At 65.6% G+C, this 15,768-nt stretch carries 14 protein-coding genes and 2 pseudogenes; 5 read left to right on the top strand and 11 right to left on the bottom strand.

Going from position 1 to position 15,768, the window contains the following annotated elements:
• From ACG02S_RS23150 to ACG02S_RS23135, 4 genes and pseudogenes are all read right to left on the bottom strand, one after another.
• Positions 1-145, bottom strand: a pseudogene (locus ACG02S_RS23150) (transposase); the annotation flags it as partial.
• Between the two features lie 79 nt (positions 146-224).
• A pseudogene (locus ACG02S_RS23145) lies at positions 225-802 on the bottom strand (chemotaxis protein CheW).
• A gap of 47 nt (positions 803-849) precedes the next feature.
• Positions 850-2,583, bottom strand: coding sequence for a methyl-accepting chemotaxis protein (locus tag ACG02S_RS23140; protein ID WP_394472864.1), 1,734 nt, complete (start codon positions 2,581-2,583; stop codon positions 850-852).
• Positions 2,584-2,920: 337 nt separating this feature from the next.
• Positions 2,921-3,091 carry a hypothetical protein gene (locus ACG02S_RS23135; protein WP_394472863.1) on the bottom strand — a complete coding sequence of 57 codons (171 nt, stop codon included), beginning with the start codon at positions 3,089-3,091 and terminating at the stop codon, positions 2,921-2,923.
• 714 nt (positions 3,092-3,805) lie between these two features.
• Between ACG02S_RS23135 and ACG02S_RS23130 the strand changes: the two genes are divergently transcribed.
• Together ACG02S_RS23130 and ACG02S_RS23125 are read left to right on the top strand one after the other, a co-directional pair.
• A complete protein-coding gene (locus ACG02S_RS23130; RefSeq protein ID WP_394472862.1) occupies positions 3,806-4,465 on the top strand; it encodes a hypothetical protein in 660 nt (219 codons plus the stop codon).
• Positions 4,458-5,315 carry an RES family NAD+ phosphorylase gene (locus tag ACG02S_RS23125; RefSeq protein ID WP_394472861.1) on the top strand — a complete coding sequence of 286 codons (858 nt, stop codon included), beginning with the start codon at positions 4,458-4,460 and terminating at the stop codon, positions 5,313-5,315. The genes ACG02S_RS23130 and ACG02S_RS23125 overlap by 8 nt, the downstream gene beginning before the upstream one ends.
• 103 nt (positions 5,316-5,418) lie before the next feature.
• Here ACG02S_RS23125 and ACG02S_RS23120 read toward each other — a convergent pair whose 3' ends face one another.
• The 7 genes from ACG02S_RS23120 to ACG02S_RS23090 all read right to left on the bottom strand — a co-directional run bounded on the left by ACG02S_RS23120 (position 5,419) and on the right by ACG02S_RS23090 (position 12,470).
• Positions 5,419-5,790: a hypothetical protein gene (locus tag ACG02S_RS23120; protein WP_394472860.1), complete on the bottom strand. Its 372-nt coding sequence runs from the start codon at positions 5,788-5,790 to the stop codon at positions 5,419-5,421.
• Complete coding sequence (locus ACG02S_RS23115) at positions 5,787-6,161, bottom strand: helix-turn-helix domain-containing protein (protein ID WP_394472859.1); 375 nt, start codon at positions 6,159-6,161, stop codon at positions 5,787-5,789. Before ACG02S_RS23115 ends, ACG02S_RS23120 begins: the two co-directional genes overlap by 4 nt.
• 502 nt (positions 6,162-6,663) lie before the next feature.
• Positions 6,664-8,787: a methyl-accepting chemotaxis protein gene (locus tag ACG02S_RS23110; RefSeq protein ID WP_394472858.1), complete on the bottom strand. Its 2,124-nt coding sequence runs from the start codon at positions 8,785-8,787 to the stop codon at positions 6,664-6,666.
• 87 nt (positions 8,788-8,874) lie between these two features.
• Positions 8,875-9,399: a chemotaxis protein CheW gene (locus tag ACG02S_RS23105; protein ID WP_394472857.1), complete on the bottom strand. Its 525-nt coding sequence runs from the start codon at positions 9,397-9,399 to the stop codon at positions 8,875-8,877.
• Positions 9,400-9,425: 26 nt separating this feature from the next.
• Positions 9,426-11,558, bottom strand: a complete 2,133-nt coding sequence (locus tag ACG02S_RS23100) for a chemotaxis protein CheA (protein WP_394472856.1) — start codon at positions 11,556-11,558, stop codon at positions 9,426-9,428.
• A gap of 25 nt (positions 11,559-11,583) precedes the next feature.
• Positions 11,584-11,946, bottom strand: a complete 363-nt coding sequence (locus ACG02S_RS23095) for a response regulator (protein WP_268165303.1) — start codon at positions 11,944-11,946, stop codon at positions 11,584-11,586.
• A gap of 53 nt (positions 11,947-11,999) precedes the next feature.
• On the bottom strand, positions 12,000-12,470 hold the full coding sequence (locus ACG02S_RS23090; RefSeq protein ID WP_394472855.1) for a hypothetical protein: 471 nt from the start codon (positions 12,468-12,470) through the stop codon (positions 12,000-12,002).
• A gap of 197 nt (positions 12,471-12,667) precedes the next feature.
• On the opposite strand from ACG02S_RS23090, the gene ACG02S_RS23085 reads away from it, so the two are divergent.
• From ACG02S_RS23085 to ACG02S_RS23075, 3 genes are all read left to right on the top strand, one after another.
• A complete protein-coding gene (locus ACG02S_RS23085) occupies positions 12,668-13,825 on the top strand; it encodes a hybrid sensor histidine kinase/response regulator (protein WP_394472854.1) in 1,158 nt (385 codons plus the stop codon).
• On the top strand, positions 13,822-14,469 hold the full coding sequence (locus ACG02S_RS23080) for a response regulator (RefSeq protein ID WP_394472853.1): 648 nt from the start codon (positions 13,822-13,824) through the stop codon (positions 14,467-14,469). Before ACG02S_RS23085 ends, ACG02S_RS23080 begins: the two co-directional genes overlap by 4 nt.
• Before the next feature lie 210 nt (positions 14,470-14,679).
• The gene (locus ACG02S_RS23075) at positions 14,680-15,693 is read left to right on the top strand and encodes a serine hydrolase domain-containing protein (RefSeq protein WP_394472852.1); all 1,014 of its coding nucleotides are present in this window, start codon (positions 14,680-14,682) and stop codon (positions 15,691-15,693) included.
• Positions 15,694-15,768: the final 75 nt, after the last annotated feature.

The raw sequence follows: 15,768 nt of genomic DNA, 5'->3' as shown, positions 1-15,768 counted from the left end.
AGTACTCCATCCCGCTGAAGAGCTGCCAAACGACATTCTCCGACCAGCGCTCAACGACGGATTCGTCACTCTCGTTGAAGGCGTGCTTGAGGTACAGCAGCGAGACCATCAACCGGATCGGCAGCCGAGGGCGACCCGCACGGCTCACGCCGCCGGCGGCCACCACCAGGGTGGGGCCAAGCGCCTGCATGATCGCCCGCAAGCGCTGGAGCAGTCGCTTGCAGTCAAGCCGCAAGATGGGGTGGACTGTCAAAGAGTCCCATTTCTGGAGAACTCATCAGAGCCTGAATGTCGGTGAGGATCAACATCCTCTGCGCCTGTCCGCTTCCTAGACATCCCATCCCGATGATGTGGCTGGATTCGATGGACGCGCTCAGCGGCGGAGCTGCTCGTATGTTTTCGAGGGGGATCTCCAATACGTCCGACACTGAATCTACTACCACGCCGATCACTCGCGTCAAGACTGTCAGCACGATGACTACAGTGAAGTCGTTGTACTCGGCAGATAGGCAACCGAGCTTGAGGCGAAGATCGATGATGGGAACGATAACGCCCCGCAGATTGACGACACCCATGACGAACGGAGGTGCATTGGCGATTCTTGTGTGGGTGGCTCATAGCTCCGAATCTCTTGGACGCGCAGAATGTCGATCCCGTACTCCTCGGCCCCTAGACGGAAGCTGAGGTACTCGCCTGGCACCGCACGAGCGACGTTGAGCAATTGGCCGCGCGGGTCGGCAGGCAGGGCGGCCAGGGCGCCGTGCGACGGTGTGGTGTGATGGGTTTCGGTGACGAGACTCATGGTGGTTGGACTTGACGGCTACGAGGGAGCGAACTGATGCGCGCGGGTCAGAAGGTGGCCCACTCTTCGCTGTCGGCAGCGGCGGCCTTCGAGGGCGCCGGGCGCGGCGTTGGGGCGGGTGCAGGCTTAGGCGCCGTCGGGCGAACGGGCGCGCTGACCCTCGGTGCCATACCCCGAGTCGCCACTTGGGATGCGGCTTGGTGGCTCGTCCAGGCCGATGCATCGCCGGAAGACAGCTTGAACACCGCCACCGCCTGCACCAGTTGCTGAGCCTGACTGCGCAGGCTCTCCGCTGCCGCGGCGCTCTCCTCGACGAGCGCTGCGTTCTGCTGCGTCGCCTGATCCATCGCCGTGACGGCTTCGCCGACCTGTTGCACACCCGTGCTCTGCTCGGCGCTGGCGGATGTAATCTCAGCCACGATGTCGCTCACGCGCTGGATGGAGCCGACGATGTCGCCCATGGTCTTGCCAGCCTGGTCGACCAGAAGCGTGCCCTGTTCCACCTGTTCGACGCTGCGACCGATCAGGGACTTGATTTCCTTGGCAGCCTCCGCGCTGCGCTGCGCGAGGCTGCGCACTTCGGAGGCGACGACGGCAAAGCCGCGGCCCTGCTCCCCGGCACGTGCGGCTTCGACGGCGGCGTTCAGAGCGAGGATGTTGGTCTGGAAGGCGATGCCGTCGATCACTCCGATGATGTCGCCGATCTTGCGGCTGCTGTCGGTGATGCCCTGCATGGTAGTCACGACCTTGCCGACCACTTGACCGCCTTCAGCAGCCACAGACGAGGCGCTCTGCGCCAGTTGGTTGGCCTGCCGGGCACTGTCAGCGTTGTGGCGGACCGTTGTGCCGAGTTCTTCCATCGTGGCGGCCGTTTGCTGCAGCGCACTGGCCTGTTGTTCGGTGCGGCTAGAGAGGTCCTGGTTGCCCTGTGCAATCTGTGCACTGGCGGTGGCCACGCTCTCCGAGTTCTGGCGCACATTGGCCACCACTTGCGCCAGGCTGACCTGCATCTTGGCCAAGTTGGCCATCAAGCTGGAAGAATCGCCCGACTTCAGACCCACTTCTGCACTCAGGTCACCGCGCGCCACGCGCTCTGCCACGGCCACCGCTAAGCCGGGCTCGGCTCCCAGTTGGGAAAAGAGGCTACGAGTCAGTAGCATCCCCAGCGCGATGGCCAAGCCACACAGGGCCAGGCCGCCGAAGACCAGCGTGGCCGTGGTGCTAGTGCCGGAATCCGCCATCTGTCGTGAGCGCTGGGCCAGCAGGGCGGACTCGGCCTGTGCGTATTCGGCAATGCCGGCGCGGAAGGCGTCCATGGCAGCCTTGTCCTTGCCTTGCTCGAACTCCTTGAACAGAGTATCGGCTGACAGTTTGCCTTCCGTAACTTCACGACGCTTGGCGGCCAGCCCATCAGCCACTTCCAGGAAAGCCTGGTAGTAGCCCATCAGATTGCTCAGGCGTGCCTGCTGAGACGAGTTGTCGGAGGTCAGCGACTTGGACTTTTCAAAGTGCTCCGAGAAGTCTTTCTTGCCCGTGTTGAAGGGCTCCAGGAATCTGTCATTGCCGCTGGCCACAAAGCCACGCAAGCCCGTTTCGATGTTGACCATGCTGAGTAGCAGCTTGTCGGACTCTGTGAGCACCTCATACGTGTGGTTGTTCCACTTCACGCTGTCCAGCAGCCGGTTCGTGTTCACCAGGGCGATGGCGATCAACAAGCCAGCAACGGTGAGAAGTGAAGCGAAGGTCGCGAAGAGCTTCCTCTTAAGAGTCCAGTGGTTCATGGCGTACGGAGAAGGTTGTCTGACCCGCGTTTGGCAGATTGAGGCAGTCCGCTGCTCTGCGGGAATAGAGCGAGACCGGCACTCTACGATTAAATCGATTTAAATGATATTTTCGATAGAGCAAAGGTGGCATTTATACCGTTTTAACCAGTCTAGTGAAGGCACAGAGCCTTAACCGCCAACCTAGGACGAACCGCCAATTGCAGGGTGGTCCAGTCGCGCGTCCGCGGGACCTCTGCTTTCCGGGCACACCGAGATACCCAAACCCGGCGCCGATGCCAGGGGTGTTTGACAACAGGGCGGTATCGAATCGCAGCTGCAACACTGGCCGTAGCGGTCAGTGAATTGGTGAGGAAGGGGATCCTTGCAGCGCCTGCATGATCGCCCGCAAGCGCTGGAGCGGGCTGTCCCAACCCAGGCGGTTGCGAGGTCGGTTGTTGATCTCGTCGGCGATGAAGTCGAGCTGTTCTTGGCTGTGCACCGATTGGGCGGGCAGGGCGGCAACCATGCACAGAGGTTGAGCCCCAGCCTCACAGGCCATGGATCTGTCCCCTGCGCCGGCCGTGGTCGGCCCCGTGAACCTGACAGAGGTGCCGGCGCGCCGTGGCAGTTAGTGCACGCTGAACCCGCTTGATCGCGCTGCATCCATGCCTGGGTGGCCGCCCACTAAGGCATGAATGTGACGCGACGCTATTGGCGAATGCCGGCCTGTACCGCACCTGGCCAAGATCGGTACGTGTCTCTCGATTGATGGCGCCCTATGGGCCCAAGGGCTCGGCCGAGGTGGTCACGCTCGGCGGCGCGCGCTACGCACTGGGCCGACGATTGCCTGGCCTGTGTGAAGACCGGCTGAAAGCGCTTCGGCCCGAGGTGGTGGCCTGGTTGCGGCGGGTGAGGGTGCTGTGAAGCGGCGGGCGCTGTGTACCGGCTCTGGCGCTAGGCGTGCTGCGGGCCTGGATGCGCGCGGGCACTCGACTTGGGATCTAAACCCGTGTTCCTGGTTATCCGCGATAGGATGCGTCCGATACAGCCCCGGTATTTTGCGAGATCTGGGTTGCCGCTTTGTTATTTGGGATAAATCATGGCAAGTTCTGCACCTAAGGACCGTCAGAGGCGGCCTGCTCGCACCGGATCGGTCATCCAGTCCGGCATCTACCCTGCCAAGTCGAGTAGCCCGGCGGTGAAGAAGGGCGGCCTCGCGCGGGGAGGTTCGAATCCCTCGTTGGACTTGTCGACCGTCAAGGCGGTCATTCCGAACGTGCAGCCTCGCCCGAAGGCCAAGACTACTCTCGTGGTTGCGAAAGAGCCGCTTGTGGACCCCAGGGATGCGGTGCCAGTCCGAAAGCACGATCTGATCAAGATGCTTTACGCGACTGCCTCCGGCACTAGCCACACTCCTGATCCACGCGTCGTCGAGTCCCTCGGGCAGCAAATGGTGGCTGAGGGTGTGGTCGCCACGGCGGGGCGCGATGCCAAGGCCGAGCAACTGCGGCTGCGCCTGGTCCAACGCAACGTGGACGCGGTGCTGGCAGGATCGCGCTGGCTCTCCAGCAAGGATCTCAACGAGGTTCGATACGGCAAGACGTCCAACGGCTCTCAGACGATCAAGCGTTGGGTCGAGAGCGGCATGATTTTCTCCCTGGAAACTCCGCTCGGTCGGATGATTCCAGCCTACGGGCTGGATGAGCTGGGCGAGCCCATCGAGTTCCTGAAGCCAGTTCTGCAGGCGATGGCGGGCCGCACTGGCTTCCTCATCGCGTCGTGGTTCGAATCCCCGAACACCCATCTCGGCGGCAAGCGCCCGCGCGAGGTTCTGGCAACCCGGGGCCTGGATGTGATCCGCGCTGCGCAGGCGCACGTTGCGGAGGGCTTCCATGGCTAGAGCCAAGGATCCCACCGCACTCGCCGCTGCGCGCCGCAAGGCATTGATCAAGGCCGGCGCAAAGCTCGCATCCAAGGCTGCGGCCAAGCCGAAGGCCAAACCCGCCAAGACGAAGCCTGTGCCGAAGGCTGCAGCGCCTGTGCCTGTGCTTGCGCCTGCGTTCAAGGTGACCTCGCCCGGCAAGTTCGTTTGGCCGCTCTCGCGGGCGTCGATGCGGCCGCATCCACCGTCGGCGCATCTCCCGACGATCAAGGACGTCAAAGCGGGTCGCTGGTTTCGGGTCCACGACTTCGACCGGGTGACCGGTAGGTACGCGGCTGCGGCGTTCAACGACTCTGGCAGGGGTGACGCCCGGTTCAGTCCGATCCTGCGCAGCGATGGCACGGTGATCCCAACGATCTACGCTGCAGCTCACCCTCGCACCGCCATCGCTGAGATCCTGCTGCACGAGGCCCCTATGCCTTCAACCGGCTGGAACTTCCCTTGGTCCGTGGAGGGCAGTCGCGCGACCAGCAAGAAGCACCTGAGTGAGGTGGATCTGCCGGACCTGCGGCTGGCCGCGCTCACGACGTTCGGCCTTCAGGCTGCAGGGCTTCTCGTGGACGATCTGCTGGGCGGCAATCAGCCTGAGTACGTCCGCACTCGCGCATGGTCGCTGTGGCTCTACGAGAACATGCCGGACATCCAGGGCTTGTACTGGATGAGCCGGCGTGACAACGAATACGGCTGCGTGATGCTCTTCGGAGATCGCGTGCCGGGCGGCATCAGCAGCTCGTCGATGGCGCACATCGCCGACTATGAGCTGGTGGTGCTGGAAACGCTGGACTCGATGAGCGCTTCGGTGAGCTAAGGCACCCGGCGCTGTCGGCATCGGGCCTGGATTGGGCAAAGCAACTTGAGACGGACGGCCTGCGCAGTGGCAGTCCTTCCGCGCTGGTGGTAGGTATTGGGCATCACACCGACACGACAAGGCCATGCCCGCCCCCAACTTCGCAATTCCTCCCGTCTTCATCTGGTCGTGGGCCATCGTCCACGACGCCAAGCGCCTCGGCGGCCTGGATGTCCGCCGTCGACCCGCGCGATGCTGTGTCCCGCGCGTTGACCAGCACCACCACATTCGGCAGCCTGGTGGGTGAGGAGCTGAATGTTCCAATCTCGGTCCTGGACAACGCGCCGGGCAACGCGGACACGTCGTACACCGTGCGTGGCCAGCTGTTCATGGAAGTGCGCCGTCTGTTGATGCTGTCATCGGCCAGGCGGTACTGGAACAGCACCCCGACGCGCTGGCCCTGCGAGAGGAAGATACCAAGAGGCCGAAAGCTCATTTCTTGCGAAGTGCAGGAGTGCCGACAGACCCCGCAGCTTGCCGCACGCCTGGGTCCACGCGAGCGCCCGCGGCTGTCCGGGTGCCCTCGACACGCTCAAGGGCAGCCGCTACGCGCGACTTGATCCGGGGGGCTGCGGTAGGCCCTGCCTCAACCGCGGTTGCAGCCGCCTTCGGCACAAGAGCAAGTTCCAATCCCAGGCGATCTGCCAAAGAGAGCAAGGTGCTGACCTTGAAGTCCGCAGTTCCGCTGAGCACATTGGTCAGCGTTCGCTGCGAGATGCCAGCTTGGGTCTTCAAGTCAGACTGCCGGATCTTCAACCGCTGTGCAGACGCTCGCAGGATCGCCGAGATTTCACCAATCGCCTTCATGGCATCAGAGTAGCTTTATGTGCGACTGATACTACTTTGGTTCCATTTTTGATTCAATGAGATGGCAACAAAGCTCCATTTCTTCCTTTATGGCACTTGGATGCCAAATACATCTGCGTAGAGGCGTGAGGCTTCACAGCGCTGATCGTCCCCCGCGCCATCCACTGCGCAAAGCGCCGGCAGCCCACGACCAGGCGAACGACCAGCAACGGGAGCAAAGCGAACAGGCCCTCCGACGTCTTGAAGAAGCAGCCAGGCCTATGGACGATCCAAGCCAGCCGCGACGTCAACCATGGTCGCGCCTCACGTCGAATGTTGTTTCTTGCCATTCGCCCCATGTCGAGTCGCTCGCCTCGACACCGGCGAGGAACGCCTGTTCGTTGTGACCACCAGCACCAGCACGCTGGCGCTCGCCGTCATCACATCCATCATCTGCCTGGGCCCACCTTCGCGTTCATGCGATCGCGATCTTCTCCCGGCCCGCGATGGCGGGCCTGGCAGGTCAGAAGGTTTCCCAGTCGCCGTTGTCGGCGGCGGGGGTGGGTGCTGGCGCGGCACGTGGCGCTACCACCGGTGCAGCTGCTCGTGCCGCGCGCGGTGCCGGGGCAGGGCGGGGCGCCGGGGCGGGCCTGGGCGAAGCCAGCGGGAGCGCGGCCTTCGCGACTGCGGGCCGGGAAGCCGGCGCAGTTGCGGGTGCCGGGGGCTGGCCTGCGGCGACGCGGAACACCGCCACAGCCTCCACGAGGCGCTGCGCCTGACCCTTCAGGCTCTCGGCGGCGGCGGCGGATTCCTCCACCAGCGCGGCGTTCTGCTGCGTCATCTGGTCCAGTTGCACGACGGAGGTGTTGACCGATGCGATGCCCTCGCTCTGCTCCGTGGCGGCCGAACTGATCTCGCCGATGATGTCTTGCACGCGCTGCACGCTGGACACGATCTCACCCATCGTCGTGCCGGCGTTCTGCACCAGCTGGGTGCCGTTCTCGACGCGCTCCACGCTGTTGCCGATGAGGGTCTTGATCTCCTTGGCGGCCTCGGCGCTGCGCTGCGCCAGCGAACGCACCTCGCCGGCCACGACCGCGAAGCCGCGGCCCTGTTCGCCAGCGCGCGCCGCTTCCACCGCTGCGTTCAGCGCGAGGATGTTGGTCTGGAACGCGATGCCGTCGATGGTGCCGATGATGTCGCTGATCCTGCGGCTGGCCGCATTGATCTCGTCCATCGTCGTGACGACCTGGCCCACCACCTCGCCGCCGCGCGTCGCCGCAGAGGCTGCGGACTGCACCAGCTGGTTGGCCGTGCGGGCGGAGTCGGCCGTCTGGCGCACCGTGCCCGTGAGCTGGCTCAGCGACGATGCAGCGTTCTGCAGGTTGCTGGCCGTCTGCTCGGTGCGCTGGCTCAGGTCGAGGTTGCCGGTGGCGATCTCGGCGCCGGCCGTGGCGATGCTGTCCACCGAGTTGCGCACGGTGCCGATGGTGGCAGCCAGGCGCTGGCGCATGCGCTCGGTGTCCTGGATCAGCGAGCCGATCTCGTCCTGGCGGCGGCTGCTGACCGACTGGCTCAAGTCACCGTCGGCGATGGCGCCCACGGCCTTCTGCAGCGCGGCCAGCGGGCGGGCCACCCAGCGGCGGAGCATCCACAACAGGCCGAAGCCCAGCCCCACGGTGGTCAGCGCCAGGGCGCCCCAGAAGAACCAAAGCGTCTTGCGGCCGGCGGCCTGCGCTTCACCCCGCGATACCTGCGCAACGACCCAGTAGCCGGACTTCTCGCTCTTGCGGGCGATCGCGAAGTTGTCGCCGGCCCCATTGCCGAGCACGTCGGGCGTGTCGTCCAGCACGACAGTGCTTTCCTTCTGCTCGGCCAGCAGCTTCTCGAAGCCGGGCGCAATGCTGGACACCAGCTTGCCCTTGGCCGTCGGGTGGGCCGCGAACGTCGCTTTGGCCGGGTCCTTCGGCATGGCGACGATGTAGGTGCCGCCCTTGTCGAAGAACTTGGCGCCGTTGGCCATGCGGTCCATCGCGCCTTCGAAGGCTTCGAGGCCGTAGCCGATGAACAGGATGCCCACGATCGCACCGGCATCGTTCTTGACGGGCTCGTAGTGCGTCATGTAGCCACGGCCGAACAGCGTCGCGCGGCCGGTGAACGACTTGCCTGCCTTGATCGCTGCGTAGGCGGCGCCGCTGCGGTCCAGCAGCGTGCCCATGGCGCGCTCGCCCTTCTCGTTCTTCAGCGACGTGGTGATGCGCTCGAAATCGTCGCCCTTGGCCGCGAACACCGTGGCCACGCCACCGCTCACGGCCGAGAACTTGTCGACCTGCGTGAAGTTGCCGTTGAGCTTGGGCCCCCAATCGCGCAGCTCGCCGGTGGTCGCGTCCAGCGAGAAGCTGGGGCCGAACTCCTGGCGGAACGAGCCGAAGCTGCGCTGGGCCTGCTGGGCTGCGATGTCATCCATGGCCTGCATGGCGTCGACCAGTGAGCCGGTCTTGTCGACCACCCAGGTGTGGACCTGTTCGTTGGCCGATCGTTTCAGCAGGGTACCGACGATGAGGCTGACGACCAGCAGCATGCCGGCGACGGCCGCGGCGCCGGTCAGCGACACCTGGCGAGCAATGGAGCGGTCGGACGAACTCATGAACACCTCCTAGAGTTTCTGGACAGACAACGCTCCGCAGCCCCGCATGAGGGCGGGGCTGTTCAGAAGCCGGGCGTCAGGCGGAAATCAAGCCGCGATGGCCGCGTCCATCAGGCCCATCTCGGCGCTGCTCATCAGGCCCTCGATGTCCATCAGGATCAGCATGCGCTCGCCCACCGAGCCGATGCCGGTGATGAAGCTGGTGTCGACCGAGGCCGAGCTGAGTTCGGGCGCCGGCTTGATGGCGTCGCGGTTCAGCTCCAGCACGTCGGACACCGAATCGACCACCGCGCCGACGACGCGGTTCTTCACGTTCAGCACGATGACGACCGTGAAGCTGTTGTACTCCGCGGTGGCGCAGTTCAGCTTCAGGCGCAGATCGACGATGGGGACGATGACGCCGCGCAAGTTGACGACACCCTTGATGAAGTCGGGGGCGTTGGCGATGCGCGTGGGCTGCTCGTAGGAGCGGATTTCCTGGACCTTCAGGATGTCGATGCCATATTCCTCCGAACCGAGTCGGAAGGTCAGGTACTCGCCGCTCTTGGGGCCGGGACCCTTGGTGGTGACGGCGCCAGCCGGGCGCAGCGCGGGGACGTTGCTCGATTCCATGCAGACCTCTCCTTGTTGTATGTGGGTTAGTGACGCGAGCGACGCACGAGGCTGCCGACGTCCAGGATGAGGGCCACGCGGCCGTCGCCCATGATGGTGGCGCCGGACACGTCGTTGACCTTGCGGTAGTTGGCTTCGAGGTTCTTCACGACGACCTGCTGCTGGCCGAGCAGCTCGTCCACCAACAGCGCGACGCGGCCGCCTTCGGCCTCCACGACGACCATGATGGAGCTGACGTGCTCGAAGTCGAAGCGCGGCACGTCGAACACCTTCTCCAGCTCGATGACCGGCATGTACTCGTCACGCACCTCGACCACGCGGCCGGAGCCGGCGACGGTCTTGATGGTGTCGGCCTGCACCTGGAACGACTCGACGACGGACGACAGCGGCAGGATGTAGCACTCGTCGCCGACGCCCACGCTCATGCCGTCCATGATGGCAAGCGTCAGCGGCAGGCGCACGGACACCTTCATGCCGTAGCCCTCGGCGGAGTCGATCTCGACCGTGCCGCCGAGTGAAGTGATGTTCTTCTTGACCACGTCCATGCCGACACCGCGGCCGGACACGTCGGTGACGACGTCGGCCGTGGAGAAGCCCGGCGCGAAGATCAGGTTCCAGCATTCGGCGTCGGTCATCGTGTCCGGCGCATCGATGCCCTTCTCGCGGGCCTTCTTGATGAGCTTGTCGCGGTTCAGGCCGCGGCCGTCGTCGCGCACCTCGATGACGATGCTGCCACCCTGGTGGGAGGCGACCAGCGTGATCGTCCCTTGCTCAGGCTTGCCGCGGGCCTCGCGGTCCGCCGGCATCTCGATGCCGTGGTCGCAGCTGTTGCGCACCAGGTGGGTCAGCGGGTCAGTGATCTTCTCGACCAGGCTCTTGTCCAGTTCGGTGGCCTCGCCCTGCGTGACCAGTTCGACTTTCTTGCCCAGCTTGGCCGCCAGGTCGCGCAGCATGCGCGGGAAGCGGTTGAACACGGTCGACATCGGAATCATCCGGATCGACATGACGGACTCTTGCAGGTCGCGCGTGTTGCGTTCCAGGTCGGCCAGGCCGCTGGTGAGCTGCTGGTACAGGCCAGGGTCCAACTCGCGGCTGTTCTGCGCCAGCATGGCCTGCGTGATGACGAGCTCGCCGACGAGGTTGATGAGCTGGTCGACCTTCTCGATCGAGACGCGCAGCGTGGTCTGGTCCATCGCCGCAGGCTTGGACTCGGTCTTGGCCGGCGTGGCGGCACGGGTCGGCACGATCGCGGCGGCCGGCTTGACGTCCATGGCCGGCGCAGGCGCTGCGGCGGCGCCTTCGGAAGGTGTGCCCGGGGCGTCGTCGAAGAAGCCGTAGCCCGGGTCGTTGGAGGGCGCTTCGGCCGGCGGCGCACCGGGCGCGCCGTCGTAGAAGCCGAAGCCCGTGGTCAGCGGCATCAGCTTCACCTGTTCACGCGCCACATGGAACGTGAAGAGGTCCAGCAGGTCGTTGTCGGTGGAGCTGGTCAGCACCTTGAAGCGGCGCATGCCGTCGGAGCTCTGGCCCGCGTCCAACGGCTCGATGGTGCCGAGGTCGGTGATTTCCTTGAACAGCTCGACGAGGTTCTCGGCCAGGCTCAGGTCCGTCAGCGGGCCGACCTGCAGTTCCAGCAGGCGGGTGCCCGGCTTGGCTGCGGTCGGCGCGGGCGCAGCCGGTGCCGGGGCGGGTGCGGCTGCCTTGGCCGCGGGCGCCGGCGCGGCGGCGACCGGTGCGGCGCCGCCTTCGACGAAGCTCTTGATGTTGACGAGGAGGTCGGTCGTGTCGAACACGTCGCCGCCCGAGCCCTGGTGGCGGGCCAGCTGCGTGCGCAGCGCGTCGCCGGACTGCAGCAGCACGTCGACCATCGCCGCGTTGGGCTGCAGTTCGTGGCGGCGCAGCTTGTCCAGCAGCGTTTCCATCTGGTGGGTCAGCTCGGCGACGTCGGAGAAGCCGAAGGTCGCAGCGCCACCCTTGATGGAGTGGGCGCAGCGGAAGATGGCGTTCAGCTCCTCGTCGTCGGCCTCCTCGACGTTCACATTGAGCAGCAGCTGCTCCATGTTGTCGAGGTTCTCGCCGGCTTCCTCGAAGAAGACCTGGTAGAACTGGCTGAGGTCGATGCCAGCACTGATGCTGGCGCCTTCGGTGGTCATGTCACCCATGGCTGTTACTCCCCTGTCGTGGACTTCAGCGGATGACCTTGCCGATCACTTCGATCAGCTTGGCCGGGTCGAAAGGCTTGACCAGCCAGCCGGTGGCGCCTGCGGCGCGGCCGGCCTGTTTCATCGTGTCGCTGGACTCGGTGGTCAGGATCAGGATGGGCGTGGTCTTGAACTTGGGGTTCTCGCGCAGCTTCTTGGTCAGGCTGATGCCGTCCATGCGCGGCATGTTCTGGTCGGTCAGCACCAGGTCGAAATCACGCTGGCCCGACTTCTCCCAGGCGTCCTGTCCATCCACTGCTTCCACCACGTTGAAGCCGGCGTTCTTGAGCGTGAAGGCCACCATCTGGCGCATCGAGGCCGAATCGTCGACAGCGAGGATTGAGTGCATTTGAGTCTTCTCCGAGAGAGCGTGTGTGCCTGGGGGGCTGGGGGATGTCGGGGTCAGAAGAGTTCGATGGAGCCGGCGTCCATCTCGTCCTGCGTGACCGGGTTGGGGCGCAGCGGCGCGATCTCGACGACGGCGGCGCCGTCCTCGTCATCCATGCCGAAGGTGTCGCGGGCCAGCTGGTCCGAGCAGTTGCGCAGCCGCTGGCTGGTGTGCGCGATCAGCTGCGTGGCCATGTCCTGGAACTGCAGGGCGGTGATCGCGCCGGCGATGTCTTGCATGACGTGCTTCAGGCCTTCAGCCGCCGGGCCGCCTTCGGTGCCGCTGAGCAATGACATGACCTGGTTGGACGCGCTGTAGAAATGGGCGGACAGCGCCTCGCCGGCGTCGTCGAGCAGACGTTGCAGGCGCTCGAGATCGTTGGTCACCGTCATCAGGTGATCCTGCAATTCCGCAGCCGCCAGCAGCGGCATGGGGACCATGCTGCTGTCCAAGCCATCAACTGCGGTGGAGGTATCTGTCTGCATCGTGTCTCCGCGAGGGGATGCCGCTTCTTGTCCGTGCCCTGGGGGTTCGTTCAGGGCGAATGCATCATGGCATGTTCGATTGCTTTTCGACACGTGTCGATCACGAGATCTACGGGAGAACGCGCGGTATTACCGCTCTCTCATGCTCGCCGGCGTGCCGATTGTGGGGAGCTATCACCACGGCATACTCTGCGCCCATGACGATTTCAGGTGTGGAGCAGGCCGGCCGGATCCTGCGGGTGCTGCATGTCGAGGACGCCGAGCTGGACCACCAGCTCATCCTGGCGGAGCTCGGGCGAGCCGGCCTGCGGGTCGTGCTGGAGCGCCTGGACAGCCTGCCGATGGTGCTGGCGGCGCTGGATCAGCCGTGGGACGCCATCCTGTCCGACTACAACCTGCCAGGCTTCTCGGGCCTGCACGTGCTGGAGGCGCTGCAGCAGCGCAACTCGCCCATCCCCTTCATCCTGGTCTCGGGAGAAATCGGCGAGGACACGGCCGTGGCGGCCATGCGCAACGGCGCGTCCGACTACCTGCTGAAGAACAACCTGGCCCGGTTGGCGCCGGCGCTGGTACACGCCATCGAGGCTGCCGACAGCGAGCGCGCGCGGCTGGCGGCTGACGAAGAACTGGTGCGCTCCAAACAGCGCCTGCACCAGCTGGCCGGCCATCTGCAGACCAGCGTGGAGCTGGAGCGCGCGGCGATCGCACGCGAGATCCATGATGACGTGGGCGGGTCGCTGACGGCACTGAAGTTCGACCTGGCCTGGATCGACCGCCATGCGCAGGAGGCCGAGGTGCGCCAGCGGGTCGCGGCGGCGCTGGAGACGGTCAACTCGGCCATCGAGGCCAGTCAGCGCATCATGCACAACCTGCGTCCCGCCATCCTGGAGCAGGGGCTGGTGGCCGCGCTGCAATGGATGACGGCCCGTTTCGAGCGACGCACCGGCGTGGAGGCCGCTTTGCGCCTGGGGGAGGAGCGCCTGGCGCTGCCGTCGGGCGTGCCGCTGGTGGCCTACCGCACGGCCCAGGAGGCGCTGACCAATGTCGCCAAGCATTCGGGCGCGACGCGCGTGGACATCGAGCTGAGCCTGGATTCCGGCGTGCTGACGCTGGAGATCCGTGACAACGGTCACGGCATCGAACCGCAAGCGCTGGGCAAGGAAAGGTCGTTCGGCATCCGCGGCCTGCATGAGCGGGCGGCAACGGTGGGCGGCTGGGTGGACCTGAGCAGCACGCCGGGCCACGGCACCAGCCTCATCCTCACGGTGCCGCTGGACGCCGACGCCATCGACGCGCTGGACGACGCCACCGACTTCGGTGACTCCACCACCCAATCCATCTGGGGCCGCCTGTGATCCGCGTCATCCTCTGCGACGACCACGGCCTGATCCGCCGCGGCATCCGCGACACCCTGGCCGACAGTGGCGACATCGAGGTCATCGGCGAGGCCGGCGACTACACGGAGCTGCGCGGCCTGCTGCACAAGCTCGGCCGCGACAACCCTTGCGATGTGCTGGTGCTGGACATCAACATGCCCGGTCGCTCGGGCCTGGACGTGCTGCACGTGTTGAAGGACGAGGGCTCTACGCTGCGCACGCTGATCGTGTCCATGTACCCCGAAGACCAATACGCCATCCGCGCCCTGCGCGCGGGCGCCTACGGGTACGTCAACAAGGGCGGCGACCCGGCCACGCTTGTGGCCGCCGTGCGCACGGTGGCGCAGGGGCGCAAGTACGTGACACCCGAGATCGCGCAGATGCTGGTCGAGAGCCTGACCGCGCCGGTGGCCGAGCAGGCGCACCACAAGCTGTCCGACCGCGAGCTGCAGACGCTGGTGATGATCGCGTCCGGCAAGCGGCTGTCCGACATCGCCGAGGAGCTGATGCTCAGTCCCAAGACCGTCAGCGTGTACCGGGCCCGCGTGCTGGAGAAGCTGGCGCTGACGAACAACTCCGAGCTGACGGTCTACGCGATCCGCAACGGGCTGGTGGCGAGCTGATCTCGCGCGCTGGCGACCGTTCGTCGGCCGCATCTGCAACTGGTCAACGAAGGGCGGCGTGCCGTCGAACGGGCGTACCGGCCGGCCTGGCTGCTGCGCAGAATTCGCCGGCATGCAAGGTCGAACCCTTTGTTCCAGCATATGGACACGTCAAACCTGACCGACTCGCGGGTTGCGCATCGCATCAGCAGGCGCACCACGCTGGGCTCCATGGGCTTGCTGCTGATGGCGCCGGCCGGTTGCGGCGCGGGTGCGCAGGACGCGGTGTCGGAGCGCCTCGGCGAGGTCTTCCGCCAGGCGCATGCCGCGGGGTTCAATGGCAGTGTGCTGGTCACGCGGGGCGGTGCGGTGTTGTATCGAGCCAGTTTCGGCATGGCCGATCAGCAGCGCGGCAGCGCCAATGTCGATGCCACCCGTTACCTGGGCTTCTCTGTGAACAAGCCGATGACGGCCGTGCTGGTGTTCCAGCAGATCGAGGCAGGCAGGCTGTCGCTCGACCGGCGCCTGGATGGCGTGTTCCCGCATCTGGTGAGCCAGCCAGCCGCGGCCATCACGATCGGGCAGCTGCTGTCGCACACCTCGGGCGTCGAGGAGATCATCAGCGCCCACCAGGACCGTCGCATCACGCCAGCGGACCTGGCGACCGCGCGAGTCGCGAACACCGGCAAGGTCGCCTATTCGAGCAGCGGCTTCGTCATCCTGGCACTGGTGCTGGAGGCGGTGTCGGGGCGCAGCTATGCGCAGTTGTTCGATGAGCAGCTCCGCGTGCCGGCAGGCATGCGCGATTCCGGCTTGCTGCGTTCCGGCGAGGAAGTGCCAGGGCTGGCGCGCGGGTACCGAGGCAGGAATGGCCGACGCGAGCTGGCACCGTTGGGCCTGCCGCCCGAGGTGATGGAGGGTGCCGGGTCGCTCTATACGACCACGGCCGACCTCGCTCGCTTCGACCAGGCCCTGCGGGCCGGCACGCTGCTGAAGGAAGAGACGCAGAAGCTGATGTACACGCACGTCACAGACGACCGCGCCTACGGATGGTCGCTGGCTGAGCAGGGTGGGCGGTACTTCCCCTGGCACAAGGGCTCGTTTCGCGGTTACGCCGCGGTGTTCGTGCGGCAGCTGCATCGCCACGAGATGATTGCCATCCTGTCGAATGACGAGGAGGCGGACATGCTGGCCCTGCGGACCGCAGTGCTGCGGCTCCTCAAGCGCGACGCGGCCGGCAGGTAGGCTGCCGCCACTCATCCCGGCGGGTGGCGATTCACCCGCGCCGGCTGCCGTTCGTCGAAAGCCCTGACCCCATGA

The organism is Pelomonas dachongensis, from assembly GCF_043555865.1.
Lineage (GTDB): Bacteria > Pseudomonadota > Gammaproteobacteria > Burkholderiales > Burkholderiaceae_C > Pelomonas > Pelomonas dachongensis.
This window is presented reverse-complemented; position numbering and strand designations above follow the sequence as displayed.

Bases quoted from the DNA above. Each gene is read 5' to 3' on its own strand.
- ACG02S_RS23140 (WP_394472864.1), bottom strand. From the start codon at position 2,583: ATGAACCACTGGACTCTTAAGAGGAAGCTCTTCGCGACCTTCGCTTCA.
- ACG02S_RS23135 (WP_394472863.1), bottom strand. From the start codon at position 3,091: ATGGTTGCCGCCCTGCCCGCCCAATCGGTGCACAGCCAAGAACAGCTC.
- ACG02S_RS23125 (WP_394472861.1), top strand. From the start codon at position 4,458: ATGGCTAGAGCCAAGGATCCCACCGCACTCGCCGCTGCGCGCCGCAAG.
- ACG02S_RS23120 (WP_394472860.1), bottom strand. From the start codon at position 5,790: ATGAGCTTTCGGCCTCTTGGTATCTTCCTCTCGCAGGGCCAGCGCGTC.
- ACG02S_RS23115 (WP_394472859.1), bottom strand. From the start codon at position 6,161: ATGAAGGCGATTGGTGAAATCTCGGCGATCCTGCGAGCGTCTGCACAG.
- ACG02S_RS23110 (WP_394472858.1), bottom strand. From the start codon at position 8,787: ATGAGTTCGTCCGACCGCTCCATTGCTCGCCAGGTGTCGCTGACCGGC.
- ACG02S_RS23105 (WP_394472857.1), bottom strand. From the start codon at position 9,399: ATGGAATCGAGCAACGTCCCCGCGCTGCGCCCGGCTGGCGCCGTCACC.
- ACG02S_RS23100 (WP_394472856.1), bottom strand. From the start codon at position 11,558: ATGGGTGACATGACCACCGAAGGCGCCAGCATCAGTGCTGGCATCGAC.
- ACG02S_RS23095 (WP_268165303.1), bottom strand. From the start codon at position 11,946: ATGCACTCAATCCTCGCTGTCGACGATTCGGCCTCGATGCGCCAGATG.
- ACG02S_RS23090 (WP_394472855.1), bottom strand. From the start codon at position 12,470: ATGCAGACAGATACCTCCACCGCAGTTGATGGCTTGGACAGCAGCATG.
- ACG02S_RS23085 (WP_394472854.1), top strand. From the start codon at position 12,668: ATGACGATTTCAGGTGTGGAGCAGGCCGGCCGGATCCTGCGGGTGCTG.
- ACG02S_RS23075 (WP_394472852.1), top strand. From the start codon at position 14,680: ATGGGCTTGCTGCTGATGGCGCCGGCCGGTTGCGGCGCGGGTGCGCAG.